This window comes from Streptomyces sp. NPDC031554, assembly GCF_055580685.1.
The window spans coordinates 51,269-76,848 of the sequence record NZ_JBVIKX010000015.1; the positions used below are offsets into that span (position 1 = coordinate 51,269).

Annotated in this window: 7 protein-coding genes and 1 pseudogene; all 8 read left to right on the forward strand. The window is 76.1% G+C overall.

Annotated elements, in window-relative coordinates; translation table 11 throughout:
• Positions 1–677 precede the first annotated feature (677 nt).
• Complete coding sequence (locus ACZ5FU_RS30565) at positions 678–1,355, forward strand: SDR family NAD(P)-dependent oxidoreductase (RefSeq protein ID WP_451779235.1); 678 nt, start codon at positions 678–680, stop codon at positions 1,353–1,355.
• Positions 1,356–1,558: 203 nt separating this feature from the next.
• Positions 1,559–3,124 (forward strand): class I adenylate-forming enzyme family protein, encoded by a 1,566-nt coding sequence (locus ACZ5FU_RS30570; RefSeq protein ID WP_451779232.1) that lies wholly within the window; start codon positions 1,559–1,561, stop codon positions 3,122–3,124.
• A 1-nt stretch (position 3,125) separates the two neighbouring features.
• Positions 3,126–6,068: a non-ribosomal peptide synthetase gene (locus ACZ5FU_RS30575; RefSeq protein ID WP_451779229.1), complete on the forward strand. Its 2,943-nt coding sequence runs from the start codon at positions 3,126–3,128 to the stop codon at positions 6,066–6,068.
• The gene (locus ACZ5FU_RS30580; protein WP_451525851.1) at positions 6,065–7,306 is read left to right on the forward strand and encodes a cytochrome P450; all 1,242 of its coding nucleotides are present in this window, start codon (positions 6,065–6,067) and stop codon (positions 7,304–7,306) included. The genes ACZ5FU_RS30575 and ACZ5FU_RS30580 overlap by 4 nt, the downstream gene beginning before the upstream one ends.
• Positions 7,303–7,554, forward strand: coding sequence for an MbtH family protein (locus ACZ5FU_RS30585; RefSeq protein WP_469047480.1), 252 nt, complete (start codon positions 7,303–7,305; stop codon positions 7,552–7,554). The genes ACZ5FU_RS30580 and ACZ5FU_RS30585 overlap by 4 nt, the downstream gene beginning before the upstream one ends.
• Complete coding sequence (locus ACZ5FU_RS30590; protein WP_451525853.1) at positions 7,551–8,261, forward strand: O-methyltransferase; 711 nt, start codon at positions 7,551–7,553, stop codon at positions 8,259–8,261. The genes ACZ5FU_RS30585 and ACZ5FU_RS30590 overlap by 4 nt, the downstream gene beginning before the upstream one ends.
• 41 nt (positions 8,262–8,302) lie before the next feature.
• On the forward strand, positions 8,303–9,571 hold the full coding sequence (locus tag ACZ5FU_RS30595; RefSeq protein WP_451525854.1) for a cytochrome P450: 1,269 nt from the start codon (positions 8,303–8,305) through the stop codon (positions 9,569–9,571).
• Between the two features lie 201 nt (positions 9,572–9,772).
• A pseudogene (locus ACZ5FU_RS30600) lies at positions 9,773–25,573 on the forward strand (SDR family NAD(P)-dependent oxidoreductase); the annotation flags it as partial.
• Between the last annotated feature and the right edge of the window lie 7 nt (positions 25,574–25,580).

Consider the following 25,580-nt stretch of genomic DNA (forward strand, 5'->3'; position numbering starts at 1 on the left):
CCTGACCGCCCCACGCACAACCCTGACCGCCCCACGCGTCGAGCTCACGAGCGCGACGACGCCGACGGGGGCCCGATCCGGTACGGGTGTGAGGCCTCCGCCGCCGTGGACCCGATCTCCGGCGGCGGCGCCGAGATCACCGTGGGCCCGGGCGGCGTTCCCCGAGCCGTCCGAGCCAAAGCCGTCCGGGTACGAACCCGACGAGCACGGAGGCCTGTTCGCCGACCGCCTCGAACCGCTGCGCGGGACCGCCTCCCGGCCCCGGGGCGGCCGGGCCGCCACCGTGTACCGCTCACCCGTGCCGGGGCCGGCTCCCGGAGCGGCGCGAGACGTCCGACCCTCGGTGGGGCGAGGGCGTCGGGCCGCCGCCCGGCGGCCCGCGGCAGAGCACGGACCGCACCCGGTGGCAGCACGGGCCGCCCGGCCACGACCGGCCGCCCCGCCCGGATCCACCCCGGCGGGGCGCCTCCCGCGCGGGCCGCCGGGATCGTCGAGCCCCCGGCGCCGCGGTCCTGCCCGGGCCCCGCGGTCCTGCCCCGGGCGAGCGGGCCGACCCGCCGACCCACTCGCCGACCCGCTCGACGACTACCAACCCGACCGATGCCGGCCGGGCCCGGACCGCCCTAGCCTCTGGCGCACGCGGGCGAATCGGCCCGCGCCGGATGAGAGGTGGGGAGATGTCGCACGTGGCGATCATCGCCGGAGCCGGTACCGACACCATGGCCGCCGCGGCGCTCGCGCTCGCCGCGGACGGGTTCGACGTGGCACTGCTCGACGCCGACGGATCAGCCCACGAGGCCGCGGCGGCCCGGGTCGAGGACCTGGGCCGCCGGGTGTCGGCGGTACGCGCCGACTGGACCGACGAGGAGTCGGCCGACGCCGCGATCGGACAGGTGTGCACCGGCCTCGGCGATCCGTCGATCCTGCTCACCGTCGTCCCCGTGGCCGGCCCCGGGCGACCGCACGCGCTCTCCGCGCGGCAGTGGACCGACACGACCGCCGTACCGCTGCGCGCGCTCTTCCTGGCCTGCCGGGCCGTGCTCGACCCCATGATCAAGAACGGTGGCGGCCGGATCATCACGGTCGCGGACGCCGCGGGCGCCGAGAGCGAGAACGCCACCGTCCGCACCGCGCTCGAGGGCCTCACCCGGACCCTGGCGCTCGAACTGGCGCCGCTGGGCATCACGGCCCATCTCCTCGCCGCGGCCCTCCCCGTCGACCAGCTCGGCACCCGGGCGGGCCGGACCCCCACCGCGGCCGAGTTCTCCGCGCGGGCGGCCCGGACCGCCGTGATGCTCGCCGGGACCGCCGCCGACCCCCTCACCGGGCAGACCCTGTGCCTGAGCACCCCCTGACAGCCGTCGACCGTGACCGCACGGCGGCTCCGCCGGGCTACCAGCCCGAGGGATGTCGGCCCGCCCGGCCGGAACCTACGGTGGTCGGGATCAGGGCGCAGGTCGATGCACTCCGCCGGAAGATCCCTGCACCCGGCCCGGACATGCCGACACGCCATGCCCGAACGTGCCTGTTGACCACCGAGTCGCATTGGAGAACGTACGTGCAAGGCCATGAGCACTACGTGCGCCAGATCCTCGCGAAACTGAGCGCCGACCCCGGTGCCGTCCCCCTCGTCCACCGGGACACGCCGACCACCGCCCGCGAGCTGGCGGACTCCGTCCTCTCCGCCGCGGCCCGCATGCGCGAGCACGGCGTCGGCCCCGGCAGCGCGGTCGCCGTACTGACGAACCCGAACACGCCCGCGACCCTGATACTGCGCTACGCGGCGAACCTGGTGGGCGCCACCGCGGTGCACATCCGCGGCGTCAACGCGGTCGACCCCTCCGACGAGCTGTCCGCCGAGGCGCAGCTCGACATCCTCACCGACGTCGAGCCGGCCGTGCTCGCCATCGACCGGGACAACATCGCGCGGGCACTGGAGCTGTGCGCCTCGCTGCCCGAGCGTCCGCCGGTCGCGGTGCTCGGCGGCGGTGACGCCCTCCCCGGCGCGATCGACCTGTCGGCCCCCGGCGACGTCGACCTCGCCACCGCCGAGCAGGGCACGATCGCCGTCGTGACCTACACCAGCGGCTCCACGGGCAGACCCAAGGGCGTCAGCTGGCCCTACGCGGTCAAGAACGAGATGGTCGCGACCTCCGCGGTCCGCGGCGACCGCGCCCGCTGCCTGGTCACCGCGCCCCTCACCCACTCCAGCGGTGCCACCGCGGACGACACGATCGTCGCCGGCGGCGTCGTCGTGCTGCACCACGGCTTCGACGCCGGCGAGGTGCTGCGCGCCGTCCCCCGCCACGGGATCACCCGCCTCGTGCTCGGCTCGCCGCAGGTGAACGCGCTGGCCGAACACCCCGACACGGCGACCACGGACCTGACGAGCCTGCGCGAGGTGTTCTACACCGGCAGCCCCGCGGCGCCCGAGAGGCTCGCCCACGCGGTGAAGGCGCTCGGCCCCGTCCTCTTCCAGGTCTACGGCACCAGCGAGACCGGACTGATCAGCCTGCTGACGCCGCAGGACCACCTGGACCCGGAGCTGCGCGCCACCGTCGGCCGCCCGCCGGAGGCCGTGCGGGTGAGCATCCGCTCCGTCGCCGACGGCCGGGAACTGCCCGTCGGCGAGGCCGGCGAGGTGTGCGTGATCGGCCGGTGGCAGATGGCCGGCTACTGGAACGACCCCGAACTGACGGCGCGTGTGGTGCGCGACGGCTGGGTGCACACCGGGGACATCGGACACCTGGACGAGGCGGGCCGGCTGCACCTGCACGGCCGGATCGCGGACGTCATCAAGGTCAAGGGCATCAAGGTCCACCCGAGCGCGGTCGAGCGCGTGCTCCTGGAGCACCCGGGCGTGGCCGCCGCCGCGGTCTTCGGCGTCGAGGACGAGCAGCGCGTCGAGCGGATCTGCGCCGCCGTGGTGCCGCGCGACGGCGTGACCCTCGACCGCGCGGTGCTGGAACGGCACGTCACCGCCGCGCTGTCGGCGAACCACGTGCCCACCGACATCGAACTGCGCGAGACGCTGCCGCTGGTGGGTCCCGGCAAGCCGGACCGGGTGCGGCTGCGCGCCGAGGCCGTGGGACGGGCCGCGCCGGCCGAGGGGACGGCGAGCTGACATGGTGCGAGCGACACTCCCCGCCCGCGTGGTCACCCTGGTCGACGTCGACGGTCCCCTGGACGGGGCCGCGCTGCGACGGGCCGCCGCCGAACTGGCCCGGCGCCACCCCCACCTGCGGTCGGCGCCGGACGCGGAACTGCCCTGGCGCGACGTCGACCTCGGCACCGTGGACGGGCCCCGGCGCGACGCCGAACTGGACCGGATCGACGCCGAGGAGGACCAGGACCCTGCGATCCCGCTGCGGCTGCTGCTCACCCGCCTGGGCCCCGAACGGCACCGGCTCCGGCTGAGCAGCGCCCCGTCGGCCGTCGACGCGCAGTCGCACCGCGTGCTCGTCGACGAACTGCTCACCGTGTACGGCGGAAGGAACGGCGACCTGCCGCGGGTGCCGAGCCAGGCCGACTACGCCGGCTGGCTGGCCGTCCAGGACCGCGAGGCGGCCGACCTGGTGTGGTCGACCCACCTCGCCGGGGCCGAACCCACCCTGGTGGGCGGCCGGACGCCCCTCGCGCGGCCGGGCCCGGTCGAGCGGATCTCCGCCCAGCTGCCCGCGGACGTCGGCGGTGGTCTGCTGCGGATGGCCCACGACCACGGGCTGGCGTTCGAGACGGTCGCACAGGGCGTGTTCGGCGTCCTGCTGGGCTGGCTGACCGGCCGGGACGACGTCGTGTTCGGGGTCGCGGCCCGGCCGCGCTTCCTCGGCATCGACATCATGGCCGGCCGCCTGGCCGAACCGAGGCCGGTGGTGGTGCGGGCCCCCGCGCGGGACACGCTGCTCGACGTGTTCTTCCGGCTGGCCGCCGAACAGGCCCGGCTCACCGGCGTCCTGGCGCCGCGCGCGGTCGACGGCATCTTCGACACGCTGGTGTCGGTCGACTGCGGCGAGCCGGCGTCGGCCGCCGACGTCCGGGTGGCGGCCGTGGAGCAACGGCCGCAGGCGCCCGGAGCCCTGGCCTTCCGGGTCCAGGGGACGGGCGAGCGGCTGCGGCTGGACCTGGACTTCCGGCCGGACCTGCTGGAGCGCGCCGACGTTGAACGGATGCTGGAGGTGCTGACCCGGCTGTTCGCCGCCGTGGAGAAGGACCCGGCCCAGCGCGTCGGCGGGGTGGACCTGCTGTCTCCGGCGGAGCGGCGGCGCACGCTCTCGGAGTGGAACGACACCGGCACCGCGGCACCGCCCCGCACGCTCTTCGAACTGCTGCACCGCCCGGTCGTCCGCACCCCGGACGCGACCGCGCTGGTGTCGGCGGCCGAGACCGTCTCCTTCGCCGAACTCGGCCGGCGCGCGGACCGCCTCGCCCGGCTCCTCGCCGACCGCGGCGCGGAACCCGGACGACTGGTGGCGCTGGCGCTGCCCCGTTCGGTCGACCTCGTCGTCGCCGTACTGGCGGTGGCCCGCACCGGAGCCGCGTTCGTGCCCGTCGACCCCGGCTATCCCGCCGAGCGGGTCGCGTTCATGCTGGAGGACGCCGCGCCGTCGTTCGTCTGCACGCACTCCACCACCCCTCTCGCGGACCTGCCGGGAGCCCTGCTCCTGGACCGGCCCGAGGTACGGGACACCGTGCGCGGGCCCGCCGGGACGGACGCGGCGGACGCGGCGGACGCGGCGGAGCACCCGTACCCCGTCCCCGCGCAGGCCGAAGTCGCCTACGTCATCTACACCTCCGGCACCACGGGACGGCCCAAGGGCGTCGCCGTGTCCCACGCGGGGCTCGCCGGTCTGGCCGCCACCATGGCCGAGGGCATGGGGCTGGACGGCGACAGCAGGCTGCTGCAGTTCGCCTCGCCGAGCTTCGACGCGTTCGTCGCGGAACTGCTCGGCGCCCACCACGCGGGTGCCGCGCTGGTCGTACCGCCGGACGTCCCGCTCGCCGGCGACGCCCTGGCCGAGGTGATCACCGAGCACGACGTGACGCGTCTGCTGCTGCCGCCGGTGGCGGCCGCGAGCGTGGAGCCGCGGCGACTGGCCGGGGTCAGGGGCCTGATGACCGCGGGGGAGGCCTGCCCGGCCGACCTGGTCGCGCGCTGGTCGCCGGGGCGCCGGATGGTCAACGCGTACGGCCCGACCGAGGTCACCGTCTGCGCCACCTGCAGCGAACCGCTGAGCGGCGCCGGGACGCCCTCCATCGGGCGGCCGATCGCCGGCGCCTCGGTCTACGTGCTCGGCAAGGGACTCCAACCGCTGCCGCCGGGCGTGCCCGGCGAGCTGTACGTGGCGGGCGACGGGCTGGCGCGGGGATACCTCGGACGTCCCGGGCTCACCGCGGAGCGGTTCGTGGCCGACCCGTTCGGCCCGTCCGGCTCCCGCATGTACCGCACCGGCGACCTGGTCTCCTGGCAGCCGGACGGCACCCTGGCCTTCCACGGCCGTGTCGACGACCAGGTCAAGCTGCGCGGCTTCCGGATCGAACTCGGCGAGGTCGAGACGGTCCTGGCCGGCTGCCCGGGCGTCCTGCACGCGGCGGCCGCGGTGCGCGGCGGGGACGGGGAGCGCGACGTGCTCGTCGGGTACGTCACCCCGCGGGACGGAGCGACGGTCGACGTGACCGGGGTGCGGGAGCACGCCTCCCGGTTCCTGCCCGACCACATGGTGCCCGCCGCCGTCGTCGTGCTGGACGCCTTCCCGGTCACCCCGGGCGGCAAGCTCGACCGGCCGGCGCTCCCGGAGCCCCCGGCCGTGGCGCCGGCCGGCGGCGGCAGGGCGCCGCGCACCCCGGCGGAGGAAGTGTTCTGCACGATCTTCGGGGAACTGCTCGGGGTCGCCCCGGTGGACGTCGACGGCAACTTCTTCGCCCTCGGAGGCGACAGCATGCTCGCCATCAGCGTGATCCAGCGGGCCCGCGCCGCCGGTTTCGCCGTCTCGCCCAAGGAGATCATCAACAACCCGACGGTCCGCGCGCTCGCCGCGGTCGCCACCCCCACCCAGGGCGGCGCCCGATGACGTCGCTGCCCCTGGTCCCCCCCGACGAACTGGACGAACTCGACTTCGCCGACCCCCGGTTGCACGCCGAGCACGACCTGACCGAGGTGTGGCGCAGGCTGCGGGCCGAGCGCCCCTTCCACCGCCAGCCCGCGCGCGGCCCGCAGCCGGAGTTCCGGGTGATCACCCGGTACGCCGACGCGGTGGAGGTCTACCGCAGCCGGGAGTTCACCACCGAGCGCGGCAACGGCCTGCCGACCCTGCTCACCGGAGGGGACGCGGCCGCCGGGACGATGCTCGCGGTGACCGACGGACTACGCCACCAGCAGATCCGCACGATCCTGACGAGGGCGTTCTCCCCGCGGGTGCTCGCCGCCATCCAGGACGGCGTCCGCCGCACGGTGGACGACCTCATGACGGCGGCGGTCGCCAAGGGCGAGTGCGACTTCGTCCGGGACGTCTCCGCGAACATCCCGCTCGGCGCGGTGTGCGACCTGCTCGACGTGCCGCGCTCCGACCGGCAGTACCTGCTCGGCCTCACCTCGCACGCCTGGAGTTCCGAGCACGCGGACGCCCCGCCGGAGGACTCCTGGACCGCCAAGAGCGAGATCCTGCTCTACTTCGCCGACCTGGCGCGCACCCGGCGCGGCGGTGACGGCAACGACGTGGTGAGCCTCCTCGCCAACTGCCGCATCGACGGGGAGCCGCTCAGCGACGCCGAGCTGATGGCCAACTGCTACGGCCTGATGATCGGCGGCGACGAGACCGGCCGGCACGCCATCTCCGGAGGGCTGCTGGCCCTGATCGAGAACCCGGAGCAGTGGGACGCGCTCAGGAGCGGGGCGCTGAACCTGCAGACGGCCGCCGACGAGGTCCTGCGCTGGACCGTGCCCTCGCTGCACGGCGGCCGGACGGCCACCGCCGACGTCGAGGTGAACGGAGAGGTGATCCGCGCGGGCGAGATCGTCAGCGCCTGGATCGCCTCGGCCAACCGGGACGGCGACGCCTTCCCCGACCCGGACCGCTTCGACCTCACCCGCACGCCGAACAAGCACCTGACCTTCGCGTTCGGCGCGCACTACTGCCTCGGTCACTACCTCGCCCGGGTGGAGATCGAGGCGGTGCTCGACAGCCTGCGCCGGACGGTGTCCGGCGTACGGCAGACCGCGCCGGAGACCTGGATCTACTCCAGCGTCCTGCACGGCATGAACACCCTGCCCGTCGCGTTCGAAGCCGATCCGGCGGGTCTGTCCCCATGACCGAGGAGCACGGCGTGTCCCCTGTGTTCGAAGACGACGACGCGGACTACCTGGTGTTGCGCAACGCGGAGCGGCAGTGCTCCCTGTGGCCGGCGTACCTCGCCGTACCCGGCGGCTGGCAGGCCGTCTCCGGACCCGCCGCCCGCACCGACTGTCTCCTGTACGTCGAGCAGAACTGGCGTGACCTGCGGCCGGCTTCGCTCACCGCGACCGGCGACCTGACCCAGCAGAACGGAATACATTCGTGATCAACACATCCCTGCCCATCGTCCCGCAGGACAGCACCGACCGGCGGGAGGTCTTCGCCACCGCCCTGGTCCGCCAGGCGCCGCTGCCCGAGCGGCTGAACACCGTCATGCTGGAGATGGAGAAGGTCGCCAGGGACGAGGGCATCCCCGTCATCGGGCGGCTCGAGGGCGCGATCGTCCGGACGCTCACCGCACTGCGCGGCGACGCCGTGACGCGCGTGCTCGACATCGGCACCGCGATCGGCTACTCGGCCCTGTGGCTGGCGTACGCGCTGCCCGAGGGCGGCAAGGTCACCAGCATCGAGATCGACCCCGAACGGGCGGCACGCGCCGCGGACTTCATCGACCGCGCGGGCATGGCCGACCGGGTGGAGATCCTCGTCGGCGACGCCTTCGAGCTGATCCCGCGGCTCGGTGCCTACGACCTGATCTTCCAGGACATCATGAAGCACCGGTACTTCGGCAGCGACCCCTCGCTCGCCACCGAGCTGCTCAAGCTGTCGAAGGCGCATCTCGAGGTGAACGGCCTCTTCATGATCGACAACGCCTTCTGCGGCGGCGGCGTCGTCGACGGGGAGGCGGCCGAGCCCTCCAACGAGCTGGTCGGCGTGCGGAACATGAACAAGGCGCTCGCCGAGGACCCCGACTTCGACGGCGTGATCCTGCCGGTGCGCGACGGTCTCTGGATCGCGCGGCGCACGGCCTGAGGACCGGGCCGCGGTCCACCGACACCGACGAGGGGAGCGCCATGACGACCGGGCAGGACATCGAGGAGCTGGTGCGGTTCGCACTGGCGCCGGGCACGAGCGACGACCCGTTCGCCCACTACCTCCGACTCCGCGAACTCGCCGACGTCCACCGCAGCGAACGGACGGGCACGACGCTCCTGTCGCGGTACGCGGACTGCCGGCAGGTCCTGGGCGACCAGGAGACCTTCCGGGTCGTCGACACGGACTGGATGGCGGCCAACATCCCCGGATGGCGGCCGTCACCGGGCCAGGAGCAGTTCCTGTCGTCGCTGTTCTTCCGCAACCCGCCGGACCACACCCGGCTGCGGCGGCAGCTGTCGCGGGGGTTCACCGCCCGCCGGCTGCAGGCGCTGCGCCCGGTGGCGGAGAAGGAGGTGCTGCGCGCGCTCGACCGGCTCGCCGCCGTCCCGCCCGGCCGGGCCGCCGACTTCCAGGAACTCGTCTCCGTCCCGCTGAGCCTGGCGGTGCTCGGAGGCCTGCTCGGCATCCCCGCGAGCGAACACCACCGCTGCTGGACGCTGCTGAACGAGGCGGTCCCGGCCCCCGACCCGGCCGCCGACGAGGCGGCCAGGGCGGCCATGAGCAGCCGGGCGGACGAAGCGGCGGACGAACTCGCCTCCTTCTTCACCGAATTGATCGCCCGCAAGCGTGCCGAGCCCGGCGACGACCTCGTCAGCGCCTGCCTGGTGGAGCAGGCGGACGATCCGGAACGGCTGACCGACCGTGAGCTGGCGCTCGCGGTGCTCCCGGTCTTCGGGGCCGGCCTGACCACCCTGAGCGACACCCTCGGCAACCTCATGCACACCCTGCTGGCCGAACCCGGCCGGCTGGAGCGGCTCTCGGCCGACCCTGCCCTGGCCGAACGGGCGGCCGCCGAGGCGTTCCGCTACTGCGGCGGCTACCACATCACCCGCCGCTACGCGACGCGCGACACCGAGATCCGCGGGGTGCCGATCGCCGCGGGCTCGGTCGTGGTGCTCCTGCTGGCCGGGGCCAACCGCGACCCGGAGGCGTTCGGCCACCCGGAGGAGTTCGACGTCGGACGCCCCGAGACCGCCTCGCTGGCCTTCGGCTCCGGAATCCACTTCTGCCTCGGCGCGGCCCTGGCGAAGCTGCTGGTCGAAGCCGTGTGCGGGGCGCTGCACCGGGCACCGGCACTGCGCCCCGCCGGGGCGCCGCGGTGGCGGCCGTCCGTGCTGTTCTTCGGACCGGTGCACCTGCCGGTCACGGTCGTGGCCGGCCCCCGCACGGCGCGGCCGGCGCCGTAGCGGCCCGGCCGCCGCGACGCGGGCCGCGCCCGCACACCGGCCCGCTCCCTTCCGGGGCGGCGGTGACCGTCCCCGCCGGCCGGGGACTCCGGCCGGCCCGCCGCATCCGCGGCACCGGCGGCACGGGGCGCCGTCGCTCGACGTGCACCGCACCCACGCCCCGACGCGTTCGATTCGACAAGCTGGAGGACGGACTTGAGCACGCCGGAACAGGATCTCGTCAAGGCTCTGCGCGCATCGGTCAAGGAGACCGCACGCCTCCGGCAGAAGAACTCCCAGCTGCTCGCCGCCGGCTCCGAGCCGATCGCCGTCGTGTCGATCGGCTGCCGCTTCGCGGGCGGGATCACCGGTCCGGAGGACTTCTGGAAGGTCGTGTCCGAGGGCGCGGACGTGTACACGCCGTTCCCCGACGACCGCGGCTGGGACCTCGAAGGGCTCTACCACCCCGACCCGGACAACCCCGGCACGACCTACGTGAACCAGGGTGCCTTCCTCCACGACGCGGCCCGGTTCGACGCGCGCTTCTTCGGGATCTCCCCGCAGGAGGCCGTCGCGATGGACCCCCAGCAGCGGCAACTGCTCGAGGTGTGCTGGGAGACCCTGGAGCGGTCGGGGATCGACCCGCAGAGCCTGCGCGGCTCCGACACCGGGGTCTACGCCGGCATCGTGCACCAGGACTACGCCCCCGACCTCCCCGGGGCGGAGGACTTCCTCAGCCTGGAGCGCGCGCTCGGCAGCGCCGGCGGCATCGCCTCCGGCCGGGTGGCCTACTGCTTCGGCCTGGAGGGCCCGGCCGTCACCGTCGACACCATGTGCTCCTCGTCGCTGGTCGCCATCCACCTGGCGACCCAGGCGCTGCGCCGCGGCGAGTGCTCGCTGGCCCTGGCCGGCGGGGCCACCGTGATGGCCACCCCGGGCGGCTTCGTCGGGTTCGCGCGCCAGCGCGGCCTCGCCTTCGACGGACGGTGCAAGTCCTTCGCCGCCGCCGCGGACGGCAGCAGCTGGGCCGAGGGCGTCGGCGTCGTCCTGCTGGAACGCCTCTCCGACGCGGAACGCAACGGACACCGGGTCCTCGCCGTGATCCGCGGCTCGGCCGTGAACTCCGACGGCGCCTCCAACGGGCTGACCGCCCCGAACGGGCCCTCGCAACAACGCGTCATCCGCAGCGCGCTGGCGGCCGCGGGCCTGTCCACCGACGACATCGACGCCGTCGAGGCGCACGGCACCGGGACCACCCTGGGCGACCCGATCGAGGCGCAGGCGCTCATCGCCACCTACGGGCAGGGCCGCGACCCGAAACGGCCCCTGCTCCTCGGCTCGGTCAAGTCGGTCCTGGGCCACACCCAGGCCGCCTCCGGCGTGGCCGCCGTCATCAAGAGCGTGCTCGCGCTGCGCCACCGCTACCTGCCGGCGACCCTGCACGTGGACGCCCCGACCCCGCAGGTCGACTGGTCCTCCAGGACCGTCGAGCTGCTCACCGAGGGGCGCGAGTGGCCGGAGAGCGGCCGGCCGCGCCGGTGCGGCGTCTCCTCGTTCGGCGCGAGCGGGACCAACGTCCACATGCTCCTGGAGGAGGCTCCCCGCCCCCCGGCCGCCGAGGCCCCCGCCCCCGCCCCGACGGAGCAGGATCAGGAGCAAGGGCCGGAGCAGGAACCGGAGCGAAAGCTTCCGTTCATCGTCTCGGCCCGCACCCCGACGGCGCTGGCCAACCAGGCCCGGCTGCTCGGCGGCCCCGTCGACGACGGCGTCGCCCTCGGTGACCTCGCCTCCGCCCTGGTGACCGGTCGCGCGCTGATGAGCCACCGGGCCGTACTGCTCGCGCGCACCCGGGACGAGGTGCGTGCCGGGCTCGCGCTGCTCGCCGAACGCCGCACCGGCACCGGCGTGGTCACCGGTGTCGCCGGCCAGGCCGGGCCGGGGAAGACCGTCTTCGTCTTCCCGGGACAGGGCACCCAGTGGGCGGGCATGGGGCGTGAACTGCTCGACACCTCCCCGGTCTTCGCCGCCCGGGTGGCCGAGTGCCAGGAGGCGTTCGAGCCGTGGGTCGACTGGTCGCTGACCGACGTGCTCCGCGGCGACGGCACCGAACTGGAGCGCGTCGACGTCGTCCAGCCCGTGTGCTTCGCGGTGATGGTCGCCCTGGCCGAGGTCTGGAAGTCCGCGGGAGTCGTCCCGGACGCGGTGATCGGCCACTCCCAGGGCGAGATCGCGGCGGCCTGCGTGGCCGGTGCGCTGTCCCTCGCCGACGCCGCCCGAGTCGTCACCCTGCGCAGCCAGGCCATCGCCGAGGTGCTGCCGCGCGGCGGCGGGATGGCCTCCGTCGGGCTGCCGGTGGACGAGGTGCGCGCACTGATCGAACTGTGGGCCGAGCGTCTCCAGGTCGCCGCGGTCAACGGGCCGTCCACGGTCGTCGTGGCCGGCGAGGGCGCCGCCCTGGACGAACTCACCGCGCACGCGGCCGCGCAGGGCTTCCGGTTCCGCCGGATCCCCGTCGACTACGCCTCGCACAGCCACTACGTCGAGAGCATCCGGTCCACCCTGGAGAACGACCTCGGCGGGCTGTCGTCGGCGGCGCCGCGCGTCCCCCTCTACTCCACCGTCGAGGGCCGCTGGCTCGGCGAGGACGACCGGCTCGACGCCGACTACTGGTACCGCAATCTGCGCCGGACCGTCCTGTTCGATCCGGCCGTCCGGGACCTGATCGCCCAGGACCACCGCGTCTTCGTCGAACTGGGGGCGCACCCCGTCCTGGTGCCGGCCGTCGTCGACATCGCCGAGGAACTGGACGCGGACGTCCTCGCGGTCGGCTCGACGCGCCGGGACGAGGGCGGCACGGACCGGTTGCTCGCCTCGATGGCCGAGGTGTTCGTGCGCGGCGTGCCGGTCGACTGGAGCACGGCCCTCCCCGGACACGGGCCCGCCCCGGTGGAACTGCCCACCTACCCGTTCGACCACCAGCGGTACTGGATCAGCATGCCCGGCACCGGGGGCGGCGCCGAGTCGCTGGGCCAGGCGACCAGCGACCACCCGCTCCTCGGCGCGGTGGTGGAACTGCCCCAGACCGACGGCCTGGTCTTCACCTCGCGGCTGTCACTCGCCACCCATCCCTGGCTGGCCGGCCACCGCATCCAGAACAGGGTGCTGGTGCCCGGAACCGCCTACGTCGACCTGGCCATCCGGGCCGGCGACCAGTTCGGCCACGGGGTCCTCGACGAACTCGTGATCGAGGCCCCCCTCGTGCTCCCCGCCGAGGGCGCCGTCCGGGTCCAGGTCGCGGTCGGCGGCACGGACGCGACGGGACGCCGCCCAGTCGGGGTGTACAGCTCCCGGGACGGGGAGAGCTGGACCCGCCACGCGGCGGGCACGCTGGCCGGCTCCCAGGCCGACACCGACGGCAGCGGGTTCGACTTCGGCCAGTGGCCGCCGCCCGGCGCGCAGCCGCAGGACACCGACGACTTCTACGCCGGCCTCGCCGACCGCGGATACGACTACGGGCCGGCCTTCGCCGGACTGACCGCGGTCTGGCGGCGCGGCGAGGAGATCTTCGCCGAAGCCGTCCTGCCCGCCGAACACCGCGAGGACGTCGAGAAGTTCGGCATCCATCCCGCGCTCCTGGACGCCGCGCTGCACGCGAACGCCTTCCACCGGCGCGACGACGACCGCAACGTCCTGCCCTTCGCCTGGAACGGCGTCCGGCTGCACGCGGCGGGCGCGGGCGCCCTGCGTGTCAGGATCGCGCCGTGCGGCCCGGACGCGCTGTCCTTCGACGCCGCGGACGAGACCGGCTCGCCGGTCCTGACCATGCAGTCCCTGGTCTCCCTGCCCATCTCCGACCTGGGTGCGGAACCCGCCCGCCAGGCCCCCGACACGCTGTGGCAGCTCGACTGGGAGCGCGTGCCGCAGGTGTCCGGGCAGCCGGCGGGCCACCGGGCCCTCGTCGCCACCTCCGGCGACGTGGCGCGGATCGCCCTCGCCGAGGACCTGGGCGATCCGGTGCCCGACCTCGCCGTCCTCGACCTCACCGCGCACACCGGCGCCGGTCCCGACGCCGGCGCCGGTCCCGACGCCGACGCCGGTCCCGACGCCGACGCCGGTCCCGACGCCGACGCCGGTCCCGACGCCGACGCCGGTCCCGACACCGGGGACGGCCCGCTGCCCTTGCTGGGCCGGGTGCTCGGAGTGCTCCAGGCCTGGCTGGAGGAGCCGGCCCTCGCCGCGGTGCCGCTGGTCGTGGCGACCCGGGGCGCGGTACCGGCGCCCGGCCCGGTCACCGACCCGGACGGCGCCGCGGTGTGGGGACTGCTGCGCGCGGCGCAGGCCGAGAACCCCGGCCGGTTCGTCCTGGTCGACGTCGAGTCCGGCGCCGACCGGGACCGGGCGGTCGCGGCGGCCCTCGCGACCGGCGAACCGCAGACCGCCGTGCGCGGCGACGCCGTGCTCGCCCCGCGACTCGGCCGCGCCCGGCTCACCGGAGCCGACACGCCGGGGGAGTTCGCCGAGGACGGCACCGTGCTGATCACCGGCGGCACCGGAGTCCTCGGCGCGCTGCTCGCCCGGCACCTGGTGAACGAGCACGGGGTGCGCCGACTGGTGCTGGCGAGCCGGCGCGGCCCGGCCGCTGAGGGCGTGACCGAACTCGTGGAGGAACTGACCGGACAGGGCGCGTCCGTCGTCGTCGCCCCGTGCGACGTGTCGGACCGCGACGCGCTCGCCGAGCTGCTCGCCGCCGTCCCGCCGGAGCACCCGCTGACCGGCGTCGTCCACGCCGCCGGCGTCCTGGACGACAGTGTCGTCGCCGGCCTGGACCCGGACCGCATGGCCGGCGTGTTCGCGCCGAAGGCGGACGCGCTGCGCCTGCTGGACGAGCTGACCCGCGAGCGCCCGCCCCAGGTCTTCGCCGCGTTCTCCTCGGCCGCGAGCGTCTTCGGCTCGGCGGGCCAGGGCAACTACGCGGCGGCCAACGCCTACGTCGACGCGGTCGTCTCGGCCCGGCGAGCGGCGGGACTGCCCGCCGTGTCCCTGGCCTGGGGCCTGTGGAGCCCCGCCACCGGGATGACGGGACAGCTCGCCGAGGTCGACCGCACCCGGATGAGCCGGGGCGGCGTCCGCCCGATGTCGACGGCCGAGGCGCTCGCCCTCTTCGACCTCGGCATCCGCTCGGGAGACCCGCTCCTCGTACCGATCCGGCTCGACCTCGGCGCCGTCCGCGCCGAGGCGGCCGCGGAGGGGCCCGTCCCCCCGCTGTTCCGCGCCCTGGTGCGTCCGCAACGGCGGACGGCCCGGGCCGGCGGCGGCACGGCGGACGCCCTGGTGCGCCGGCTCGCCGGACTCTCCGACCAGGAGCGGACCGAGCTGGTGCTCGACCTCATCCGCACCGAGGTGTCGGTCGTTCTCGGGCTGGGCGAGGCCGACCCCGCCATGGACTCCGAACGGTTCGGTGACATCGGCTTCGACTCGCTGACCGCCGTCGAACTGCGCAACCGGCTGTCCGCGGCCACCGCCGTCAAGCTGCCCGCCACGCTCGTCTTCGACTACCCCACGCCCCGTGTGCTCGCCCGGCACCTGCTCGAACAGGTGGGCGGTACGGCCGACGCCGTCGTCCCCGCCCGCCCCGCACACCCCGCCGGGCCGGCCGACACCACGGCCGCCGCCACGGACGACGACCCCGTCGTGATCGTCGGCATGGCGTGCCGGCTGCCCGGCGGGGTCACCTCACCCGCCGAGCTGTGGCAACTGGTCGCCGACGGCCGGGACGGCATCTCGCCCTTCCCGGACGACCGCGGATGGGACCTCGACGGCCTCTTCGACTCCGACCCCGACCGCGCCGGCACGGCCTACACGCGGCGGGGCGGATTCCTGCAGGACGCCGGGTACTTCGACGCCGCCCTGTTCGGGATCTCCCCGCGGGAGGCGCTGGCCATGGACCCCCAGCAGCGGCTGCTGCTGGAGACCACCTGGCAGGTGCTGGAGGGCACGGGCATCGACCCGTCGTCGCTGCGCGGCGAACGCGTCGGCGTCTACACCGGCATGTCGATCCACGACTACCTCGGCTCCCTGTCCGACGTACCGGCCGGACTCGAGGGCTTCACCACCACCGCCACCGCCGGCAGCGTCGCCTCCGGCCGGGTGTCCTACGTGTTCGGGCTGGAGGGCCCGGCCATCACCGTGGACACCGCCTGCTCCTCGTCCCTCGTGGCGATCCACCTCGCGGCCCAGGCGCTGCGCCAGGGCGAGTGCGAACTGGCCCTCGCCGGCGGCGTCGCCGTCATGGGCTCCCCGGTCGGCGTGACCGGCTTCTCACGTGCCCGCGGACTGGCCGCGGACGGCCGGTGCAAGGCCTTCGCCGCGGCGGCCGACGGCACCGTGCTGTCCGAGGGCGTGGGCGTCGTCCTCCTGACGCGGCTGTCCGAGGCACGGCGCAAGGGCCACCGCGTCCTCGCGGTGATCCGCGGCTCCGCCGTCAACCAGGACGGCGCGTCCAACGGCCTCACCGCGCCGAACGGCCCGTCGCAGCAGCGGGTGATCCGCGCGGCGCTGGCCGCCGCCGGGGTCGCTCCGGACGAGGTCGACGCGCTGGAGGCGCACGGCACCGGCACCACGCTCGGCGATCCGAGCGAGGCCGAGGCGATCATCGCCACCTACGGGCAGGACCGCTCGCCCGAGCGGCCCCTGTGGCTGGGATCGGTCAAGTCCAACCTCGGCCACACCCAGGCCGCGGCCGGCGTGACCTCGGTGATCAAGATGGTCGGGGCCCTGACTCATGGCGTCCTGCCCGCCACCCTCTTCGTGGACGAGCCCACGCCGCACGTCGACTGGTCCGAGGGCACCGTCGCCCTGCTCACCGGGGAGCGCCCCTGGCCCGAGACCGGCAGGCCCCGCCGGGCCGGCATCTCCTCCTTCGGCATCAGCGGCACCAACGCGCACCTGATCCTCGAACAGGCCCCGGCCGAACCGGCCGCGCCCGGCGGACCCGGCACCGCGGCCGACGCGTCCGCGTCCGCGTCACCGGACGACGCGACCGACGCCGTACTGCCCTTCGTCGTCTCGGCGCACACCCCGGTCGCCCTGGCGGGCCAGGCGGAACGGCTGCGCGCCGCCGTCGCGGGCGGACTGTCGCTGCCGGGCACGGCGCGGACCCTGCTCGACGGCCGCGCCCTGCTCGCCCACCGGGCCGTCGTCGCCGCGGCGGACCGGGAGACCCTCGTCGAGCGGCTCGGCGCGATCACCGCGGGCGAGTCCGTCCCCGGCGTCACCGTCGGGACGGCCGCGGCCGGCGCCGCCGCGTCGGTGGTGTTCGTGTTCCCGGGGCAGGGCTCCCAGCGGCCCGGCACGGGACGCGGGCTGTACGCGCGCTTCCCGGTGTACGCGGCGGCCTTCGACGAGGCCTGCGCCCGCCTGGACGAACGGCTCCTCGACGTGGCCGGCACCTCCGTGCGGGACGTCGTCCTCGCCGAACCGGACAGCCCGCAGGCCGCGCTGCTGGACCAGACCCTCTACACGCAGGCGGCGCTGTTCGCCGTCGAGACCGCGCTGTTCCGCCTGGCCGAGTCGTGGGGCGTCCGCCCCCGGCTGCTGCTCGGCCACTCCGTCGGCGAGATCACGGCGGCGCACGTCGCCGGAATGCTCTCGCTGGACGACGCGGCGACCGTCGTCGTCGCCCGCGGCCGGCTCATGCAGGCGCTGCCCGCCGGCGGCGCCATGGCCGCGGTGGCCGCCGGCGAGGACGAGGTCCGCCCCTTCCTCGGCTCCGGCGTCGACCTCGCCGCCGTGAACGAGCCCTCCTCGGTGGTGCTGTCCGGCGACGAGGACGCGGTGCTCGCCGCCGCCGACGCACTGCGCGCCCGGGGCCGCAAGGTCAAGCGGCTCCAGGTCTCCCACGCCTTCCACTCCGCCCGGATGGACCCGATGCTCGACGAGTTCCGCGCGGCGATCGACGGCGTCACCTGGCAGCCGGCGCGGATCCGCGTCGTCGCCCACCAGGACGGCGACATGACCGGCACCGACTACTGGGTCGAGCACGTCCGCCGCACGGTGCGCTTCGCCGACGGCACCGCCGCCGCGCTCGACCAGGGCGGAAAGCTGTTCGTGGAGGTCGGGCCCGGCGCGGCGCTGACCGCGCCGATCCTGCAGACGGCCGCCGCCAGGGGGGCCGAGCCGGTGTGCCTGCCGATGCTGCGCGACGGACACGACGAGGCGCGGACCGCGATCGGCGCGCTCGCCGAGCTGTTCGTACGGGGCGTGCCGGCCGACTGGCGGGCCCTGCTCCCGGCCGCCGCGCCCGCCGTCGAACTGCCGACGTACGCCTTCGACCGCACGCACTACTGGGTGAAGACCGCCGGCGGACGCACCGACGCCACCCGCCTCGGACAGGTGGCCGCCGACCACCCGCTGCTGTCCGCCGTCGTCCCCGTGCCGGACACCGGCGGCCTCGTCGGCACCGTCCGCCTGTCGTCGGCCACCCACCCGTGGCTGGACGGCCACCGGGTGCACGGGGCCACGGTGGTGAGCTCCGCGGCGCTCCTGGACCTGGCCGTCCGGGCCGGTGACGAGGCCGGCTGCGGGACGGTGGAGCGCCTCACCGTCGAGACCCCGCTCGTCGTGCCGCCGGACGCCGGGGTGCGGGTGGAGATCGCCGTGGGCGCGGCCGACGAGCGCGGCCGCCGTCCGGTCACGATCCACGGCGCCCGGGACGGTTCCGGCACCTGGGTCCGGCACGCGAGCGGTGAGCTGTCCGCGCGCACGCCGGCCGCGCCCGACCCGCAGCCGCGGGCCTGGCCGCCGGCCGGCGCCGAGCCGGCCGGGACGCCCGAGGAGAGCCCCGCACTGCTGGGCGTGTGGCGCCGCGGAGAGGAGACGTACGCCGAGGTCGAGCTCCCCGACGGCACCGGACCGGGGGACGCTCCGGAGTTCGGCCTCGATCCGGCGCTGCTGGACGCGGTGACCCGGACGGTGACCGCCGATGCCACGGCCGCCACGGTGTGGGAGGAGGTCGTGCTGCACGCGAGCGGCGCGCGCCGCCTGCGCGCCCGGCTGGCCCCGCTCGGCGACGACCGGTGGACCCTGGAGGCGACCGACGGGTCCGGGACCCCGGTCCTGTCCGCCCGGTCCTGGACGGCGGCACCGGTCCGGCCCCAGGACGTGGGCGCCGGCGCCGCCGCGGACGCGGCGTACCGGGTCGTGTGGACCGCCGTGGAACCGGCCGCGGTGCCGTCCGGGCAGCGGCCGGCGGCCCCGGCGGTTCCGGTGGCGGGCCCCGCGGACGTGACGGCGTTCGCCGGGCGGCTCGCCGGACCGGCCTCCGACCCGGCTGCCGGACCCGCGCCGACCGGCGTGCGGGAGCAGGAGAGCGGACACGGCGAATGCCCGCAGGAGGACCCGCCGGCCACCGCGGTGCTCGAGGTCACCGCCGGCCGTGACGCACAGCCGCTGCTCGCCGACGTGCTCGCGGTGCTCCAGGCCTGGCAGCACGAGGCTCCGGCCGACGCCCGGCTCGCCGTCGTGACCCGCGGCGCCGTGCCCGCCGGCACGAGCACCGTCACCGACGTCCCCTCGGCCGCCGTCTGGGGCCTGGTGCGCGCCGCCCAGGCCGAGATGCCGGACCGGATCCTGCTGCTCGACCTCGACGCCGGGGCCGACACCGGGGCGGCGGTCGCGACGGCCCTGGCCACGGGCGAACCGCAGCTGGCGGTGCGCGGCACGACCCTCCTGGTGCCCCGCCTGGCGCCCGCCGGGCCGCTCGCGGAGCGGAGCGCCGGGCAGCCCGGCACGGACCCCGACGGCACCGTCCTGATCACCGGCGGCACCGGATCCCTCGGCGCCCTGGTGGCCCGTCACCTGGTCCGCTCCCGCGGCGTCCGGCACCTGCTGCTGGCCGGCCGGCGCGGACCGGCGGCCGAAGGCGCCGGGGAACTCGTGGCCGAACTGTCCGCGCTGGGCGCCACGGTGACCGTGGCCGCCTGCGACGTCCGCGACCGCGACGCCGTGGCCGCGCTCCTCGCCGGCATCCCGGCCGCCCACCCGCTCACGGCCGTCGTGCACACCGCCGGCGTCCTCGACGACGGACTGCTCGCCGCGATGGACCCGGCCCGCCTGGCCGCGGTCCTCGGTCCGAAGGCCGAGGGCGCGCGGCACCTGGACGAGCTGACCCGGGACCTCGATCTCGCCGCGTTCGTGACGTTCTCCTCGGCCGCCGGCCTGCTCGGCTCCGCCGGACAGGCCAACTACTCCGCCGCCAACGCCTACGTGGACGCGCTCATGACGGCGCGCCGCGAGGCCGGCCGGCCGGGCACGGCCCTCTCCTGGGGCCTGTGGGACCAGGCCGGCGGCATGACCGGGCACCTGGACGCCGCGGACCGGGCACGGATGAACCGCGGCGGCGTGCTGCCGCTGCGCCCGGAGGAAGGACTCGCCCTGTTCGACGCCGCCCTCGACAGCGGCGAGGCGCACCTGGTGCCCATCCGGCTGGACCTCGCCGCCGCCCGCGCCGACGCGGCCTCCGGCGGTCCGGTCCAGCCGCTGCTGCGCCGGCTCGTCAGGACGCGACGGCGCGCGGGCGGCACGGCCGGCGCGGACGAGCTGCTCGCCGCCCTCACCGGACGGTCCCCGGCCGAACGGGAGGCGCGGTTGCTGACCCTGGTCCGCTCCCGGGCCGCCCTGGTCCTGGGACACGGGTCCGCCGACGACATCGAGCCCGACAGCGCCTTCCAGGCCGTCGGCATGGATTCGCTCGGCGGCGTGGAACTGCGCAACCGCCTGGCCGCCGCGACCGGACTGACCCTGCCCGCCACCCTGGTCTACGACCACCCGACCCCCCGCCTGCTGGCCGTGTTCCTGCGCGACGAGCTGGCCGGCACCGCCGCGCCCGCCGAGGCGGCCGGGGCGGCGCCGGCGGTGGCCGGCGGAGCGCACGAGGACATCGCCGTCGTGGGACTCGGCTGCCGGCTGGCGGGCGGGGTGCGGGGCGCGGACGACTTCTGGGACCTGCTGGTCCGCCGCGGGGAGGGACGGTCGCCGTTCCCGACCGACCGCGGCTGGGACCTGTCCACCCTCCCGGTGGAGGCCGGCAGCTTCCTGACCGACGCCGCGGAGTTCGACGCCGGCTTCTTCGGCATCTCCCCGCGCGAGGCGGTGGCGATGGACCCGCAGCAGCGACTGCTGCTGGAGGTGGTCTGGGAGGCGCTGGAGGACGGCGGTCTCGACCCGGCCGCCCTGCGCGGCACCGACGTGGGCGTGTTCGTCGGCGTGATGGGCCAGGGCTACGGCATGTTCGGCGGCGACGCGCAGTCCGACGGCCTGCGCGGCACCGGCGGCGCGGTCTCCGTGGTCTCCGGCCGGGTGTCCTACGTGTACGGCTTCACCGGCCCGGCCGTGTCGGTGGACACCGCCTGCTCCTCCTCCCTGGTCGCGATGCACCTGGCCATGCAGGCGCTGCGCAACGGGGAGTGCTCGCTGGCCGTGGTCGGCGGCGTCACCGTGATGGCCACCCCGGGCGCGTACGTCGAGTTCGCCAAGAACGGCGGGCTCGCGGCCGACGGCCGCTGCAAGGCGTTCGCCGCCTCGGCCGACGGCACCGGCAACGGCGAGGGCGTCGGCGTGGTGCTGCTGGAGCGCCTGGCCGACGCCCACGCCAACGGACACGCCGTCAGCGCCGTGGTGCGCGGCTCCGCGATCAGCCAGGACGGCGCCTCCAACGGGCTCACCGCGCCCAACGGGCCGGCGCAGCAGCGGGTGATCCGGCGCGCCCTCGCGGTCGCCGGGGTGGCCCCGGCCGACGTGGACGTCGTGGAGGCGCACGGAACGGGCACCCGGCTGGGCGACCCGATCGAGGCCCAGGCGCTGCTGGCCACCTACGGCCGCCGCGATCCCGAGCAGCCGCTGTGGCTCGGCTCGGTGAAGTCCAACATCGGGCACACCCAGGCCGCCGCGGGCGTGGCGAGCGTGATCAAGATGGTGCTGGCCCTGCGTCACCAGGCCCTGCCGGCCACCTTGCACGTGGACGCCCCCACCCCCGAGGTGGACTGGTCCAGCGGCGCGATCCGGCTGCTGACCGACGCCCGGCCGTGGCCGTCCCGACCCGGCCGGACCCGCCGCGCGGGCGTGTCCGCGTTCGGCCTCAGCGGCACCAACGCCCACCTCATCCTCGAGGAGCCGCCGCGGCGCCCGGACGAGCCGCCGCGGCGCCCCGCCGAGGACACCCCCCTGCCGTTCGTCCTGACGGCGGCGAACCCCGCCCGGCTGGCCGCGCTCGCGGCCCGGCTGGCCGACTTCGCCGAGCGCGGCACCGTACCCCTGCCGGCGCTGGCCGCCGCCCTGGCCCACGGGCGGACGCGTCACGAGGCGCGCGCCACCGTGATCGCGGCCGACCGCGCCGGACTCGTCGACGAGCTGCGGGCCCTGGCCGCGGGCGGCACCGACCGCGCACCCGTCGGCGGGCCGTCCGGACCGGGCACCGAGGTGGTGTTCGTCTTCCCCGGGCAGGGCGGCCACTGGGTCGGCATGGGCCGCGAACTGATGGACCACTCGCCCGAGTTCCGGGACTGGGTGCGGCGGTGCGACGCGCTGCTCGCCGAGTACGACCTCGACTGGACGCTGGAACAGGCGCTCGGCGGCGAGAACGACCTGACCCGGGTGGACGTGATCCAGCCCGCCTCGTTCGTGATGATGACCGGCCTGGCCCGGCTCTGGGCGTCCGCCGGCGTGGCACCGGACGTGGTGCTCGGCGCGTCGCAGGGCGAGATCGCCGCGGCGTGCGTCGCGGGCCTGCTGTCGGTGGAGGACGGGCTGCGCGCGATCGTGCTGCGCTCCCGCATGGCCGCGCGGCTGCCGTCCACCGGCGCGATGCTCGTGGTCGGCGTGGGCCGCGCCCGGATGACCGAGATGCTCGCCGAGTACGCCGGCCGGGTGGAGATCGGCGCGGTGAACGGTCCGGCGACCGTGGCCGTCTCCGGCGAGCGCGCCGCCGTCGAGGAACTGGCGGACGCCCTGACCGACCGGCAGATCTGGTTCCGCAGGATCCGGGCGGACTACGCCTCCCACTCGTTCCTCGTCGACGGACTCCGGGAGCCGATGCTGGCCGCCCTGGACGGGATCGGGGAACGGCCGGCGCGGGGCCTCGTCCCGGGCTGCCGGTTCTACTCCACCGTCGACGGCCGCTGGATCGGACCCGACGAGCCCCTGGACGCCGCCTACTGGTTCCGCAACCTGCGCCGGCCGGTCGAACTGGACGCCGCCGTCCGCGCCGTGAGCGCCGACGCGCGGGCCGTGGTCGAGGTCTCCGCCCACCCCGGGCTGGTGCCCTCCCTCCTCGACATCGTCCAGGACACCGGCCGCACCACGCCGGTCCTCGCCACCCTGCGGCGCCACGAGGGCGGCCGGGAGAGGTGGACGGCGGCCCTCGCGGAGGCCTTCGCCGCCGGGCTGCCGGTCTCCTGGGAGACGACGGTGCCGGCCGAACCGGCCGACTGGCGGGAGCTCTGCCACGCACTGCCGACCTATCCGTTCGACCACCGGCGCTACTGGCTGCGCGGTGCGCCGACGACCGACACCGGCGCCCTCGGTCTGGTCCGCACCGGGCATCCGCTGCTCGCCACGGTGATCGAACTGCCCGATTCCGGCGGACTGACGGCCGTCGCGCGGCTCTCGGCGCACGACCAACCCTGGCTCACCGACGGCACCGGGGGCGGGCCGGTCGAGGTGCCCGGCTCGGTCTGGGTCGAGCTGGCCGTCCGTGCCGGTGACGAGGTCGACTGCGGCAACCTGGACGAGCTGGAACCGAGGGCACCCCTGGTGCTGGGTCCCGGTGAGGCGGTGCGGCTGCAGGTCCGCGTCGACGGCGCCGACGCCGCCGGCCGCCGTCCGGTGACGGTACGGTCGGCGCCCGCGACGACGGACCTCGGCCGCCCGGTGTGGACCCTGCACGCCGAAGGCGTGCTGTCGCCCACCACCGCCGCCGCGCCCGAACCGGACCCGGCCCCCTGGCCGCCGGCGGACGCCGAACCGGTCGGCCTCGACACGCTGCCCGCGGCGGCCGGCACCCCCGTGCCGCCGGCCCTGAAAGCGGTGTGGCGGCGCGGCGAGGACACCTACGCCGAGATCGCCCTGTCCGACGACCGGCGCGAGGAGGCCGCCCGCTTCGGCGTCCACCCGCTGCTGCTGGAGGCCGCGGTCCGCGCGGCGGGCTTCCCCGCGGGCCACACCCCGTCGGCCTGGCGGCAGGTCGTGCTGCACGCGTCCGGCGCCTCGGCGCTGCGGGTCCGGCTGCGGCGGACCGGCGACGGCGTCGCTCTGGAAGCGGCCGACCACGCGGGCCTCGCGGTCCTCACCGCGGCCGGCGTCGCGGCCCGGCCGGCGACCCCCGCGCCGGCCGGCCGGCGGCGCGGTGCGCTGCGGACCGCATGGGTCCCGCTCGACACCCCGGGGGAGGGCGCCCCGGTCGAGGTCGTCACCGTCGACGGCGACGGCGCCGTCCTCGAGCTCGCCGCCGAGCCGCCGACCGCCGAACCGCCGACCGCGACGGCAGTGGTGTTCGACGTGGGCACCGGCGGGGAGCCCGGGGACGCCTGCCGTCGTGCGCTCGCCGTCGCCCAGGCGTGGCTGGACGAACCGGCCCTGGAGGGCCGTCGCCTGGTGGTGCGCACCCGCGTCGCGGTGCCGGCCGGTCCCCGGGACACCGGTCCCGCGGCGCCCGACCCGGCCGCGGCGGCGGTCCGGGAGATGTTCTGCGCGATCCAGGCCGAGCACCCGGGGCGGTTCGTGCTGCTGGACACCCCGCCCGAGGACGCCGACGACTCGCCCGGGAGCCCGGGCGACGAGCGTCTCGGCCGGGTCCTGGCCGCGGACGTACCGCAGGCCGCCGTGCGGGACGGCCGGGTGTACGTTCCGCGGCTGGTACCGGTGGACGCGGCGGCTCCGGACCCCACGGACGCGGCGGCCCCGGCCGTCGACCCGGACGGCACCGTCGTGATCGTCGGCGGCACCGGCGCGGCCGGATCGCGGGTCGCCCGGCACCTGGTCGCCGAGCACGGGGTGCGCCACCTCGTCCTCGCCGGCCGGAGCGGCCCCGGGACCGAGGAGGCCGGGGCACTCGCCGCCGACCTCACCGCGCTCGGCGCGTCGGTGACCGTCCGGGCCTGCGACGCCGGCGACCGCGACGCGCTGCGACGGCTGCTGGACGGCGTCCCGGACGACCACCCGCTCACCGGCGTGGTGCACGCCGCGGGACTGCCGGACGACACCCGGTTCGCGGAACTGGACGCGCACCGGCTCACCGAGGTGATCGCCGCGCGCGCCGAGTCGCTGCGGAACCTCGCCGACCTCACCGCCGACGACGGCCTCGCCCTGTTCCTGGTGATCACGTCGGCGGCGGCCCTGCTGGGGCCGGAGCACCATCCGGCGAACGCCGCGGCCGACGGCTTCGCGCGGGCGATCGTCGCCCGCCGCCGGGCCGCCGGGCTCGCCGGCTGTGCCCCGGTGCTGCTGCCCGCCGCGGCCGCCCCCGAGGCCGACGGCGCGCCCGGCCAGGATGTGGCGCTGTCCGGGGTGGAGGAGGCGCTGCGCTCCGGCGAGCCGTTCCCGGTGCCCGGCCGGCCCGAACGATGGGCCGCCCCGGCGGCGGGCCGTCCCGTGCCGCCGCTGCTGCGCGGACTGGTCCGGCTCCGCCGGCGGTCGGCCGCTCGCACGGCGGAACCGGTCGGGGGCGCCGGGAACGGATGGACGGACCTGTTGGACGGGCAGAGCCCCGAGGAGCGGGAGCGGACCGTACTGGACCTGGTGCGGGCACAGTTGACCGAAGTGCTCGAACTGGACCCGGCCGAGCCGGTCGACGCGCAGCGCGGGTTCTTCGAGCTGGGCCTCGACTCGCTGCTGGCGATCGAGCTGTCCCGGCGGCTCGGCGGCCGCACCGGGACCGCGCTGGCACCCGCCGCCGTCTTCGGCCACCCGACCCCGGCGGCGCTCACCGGCTACCTCCTGGCACGTCTGGAGGGGGCGAAGGCCGATGCCTGACGGAACC

What these genes read in the sequence shown, in the direction of transcription:
- ACZ5FU_RS30565 (WP_451779235.1), top strand. Translation starts at nt 678, where the DNA reads ATGTCGCACGTGGCGATCATCGCCGGAGCCGGTACCGACACCATGGCC.
- ACZ5FU_RS30575 (WP_451779229.1), top strand. Translation starts at nt 3,126, where the DNA reads ATGGTGCGAGCGACACTCCCCGCCCGCGTGGTCACCCTGGTCGACGTC.
- ACZ5FU_RS30580 (WP_451525851.1), top strand. Translation starts at nt 6,065, where the DNA reads ATGACGTCGCTGCCCCTGGTCCCCCCCGACGAACTGGACGAACTCGAC.
- ACZ5FU_RS30585 (WP_469047480.1), top strand. Translation starts at nt 7,303, where the DNA reads ATGACCGAGGAGCACGGCGTGTCCCCTGTGTTCGAAGACGACGACGCG.
- ACZ5FU_RS30595 (WP_451525854.1), top strand. Translation starts at nt 8,303, where the DNA reads ATGACGACCGGGCAGGACATCGAGGAGCTGGTGCGGTTCGCACTGGCG.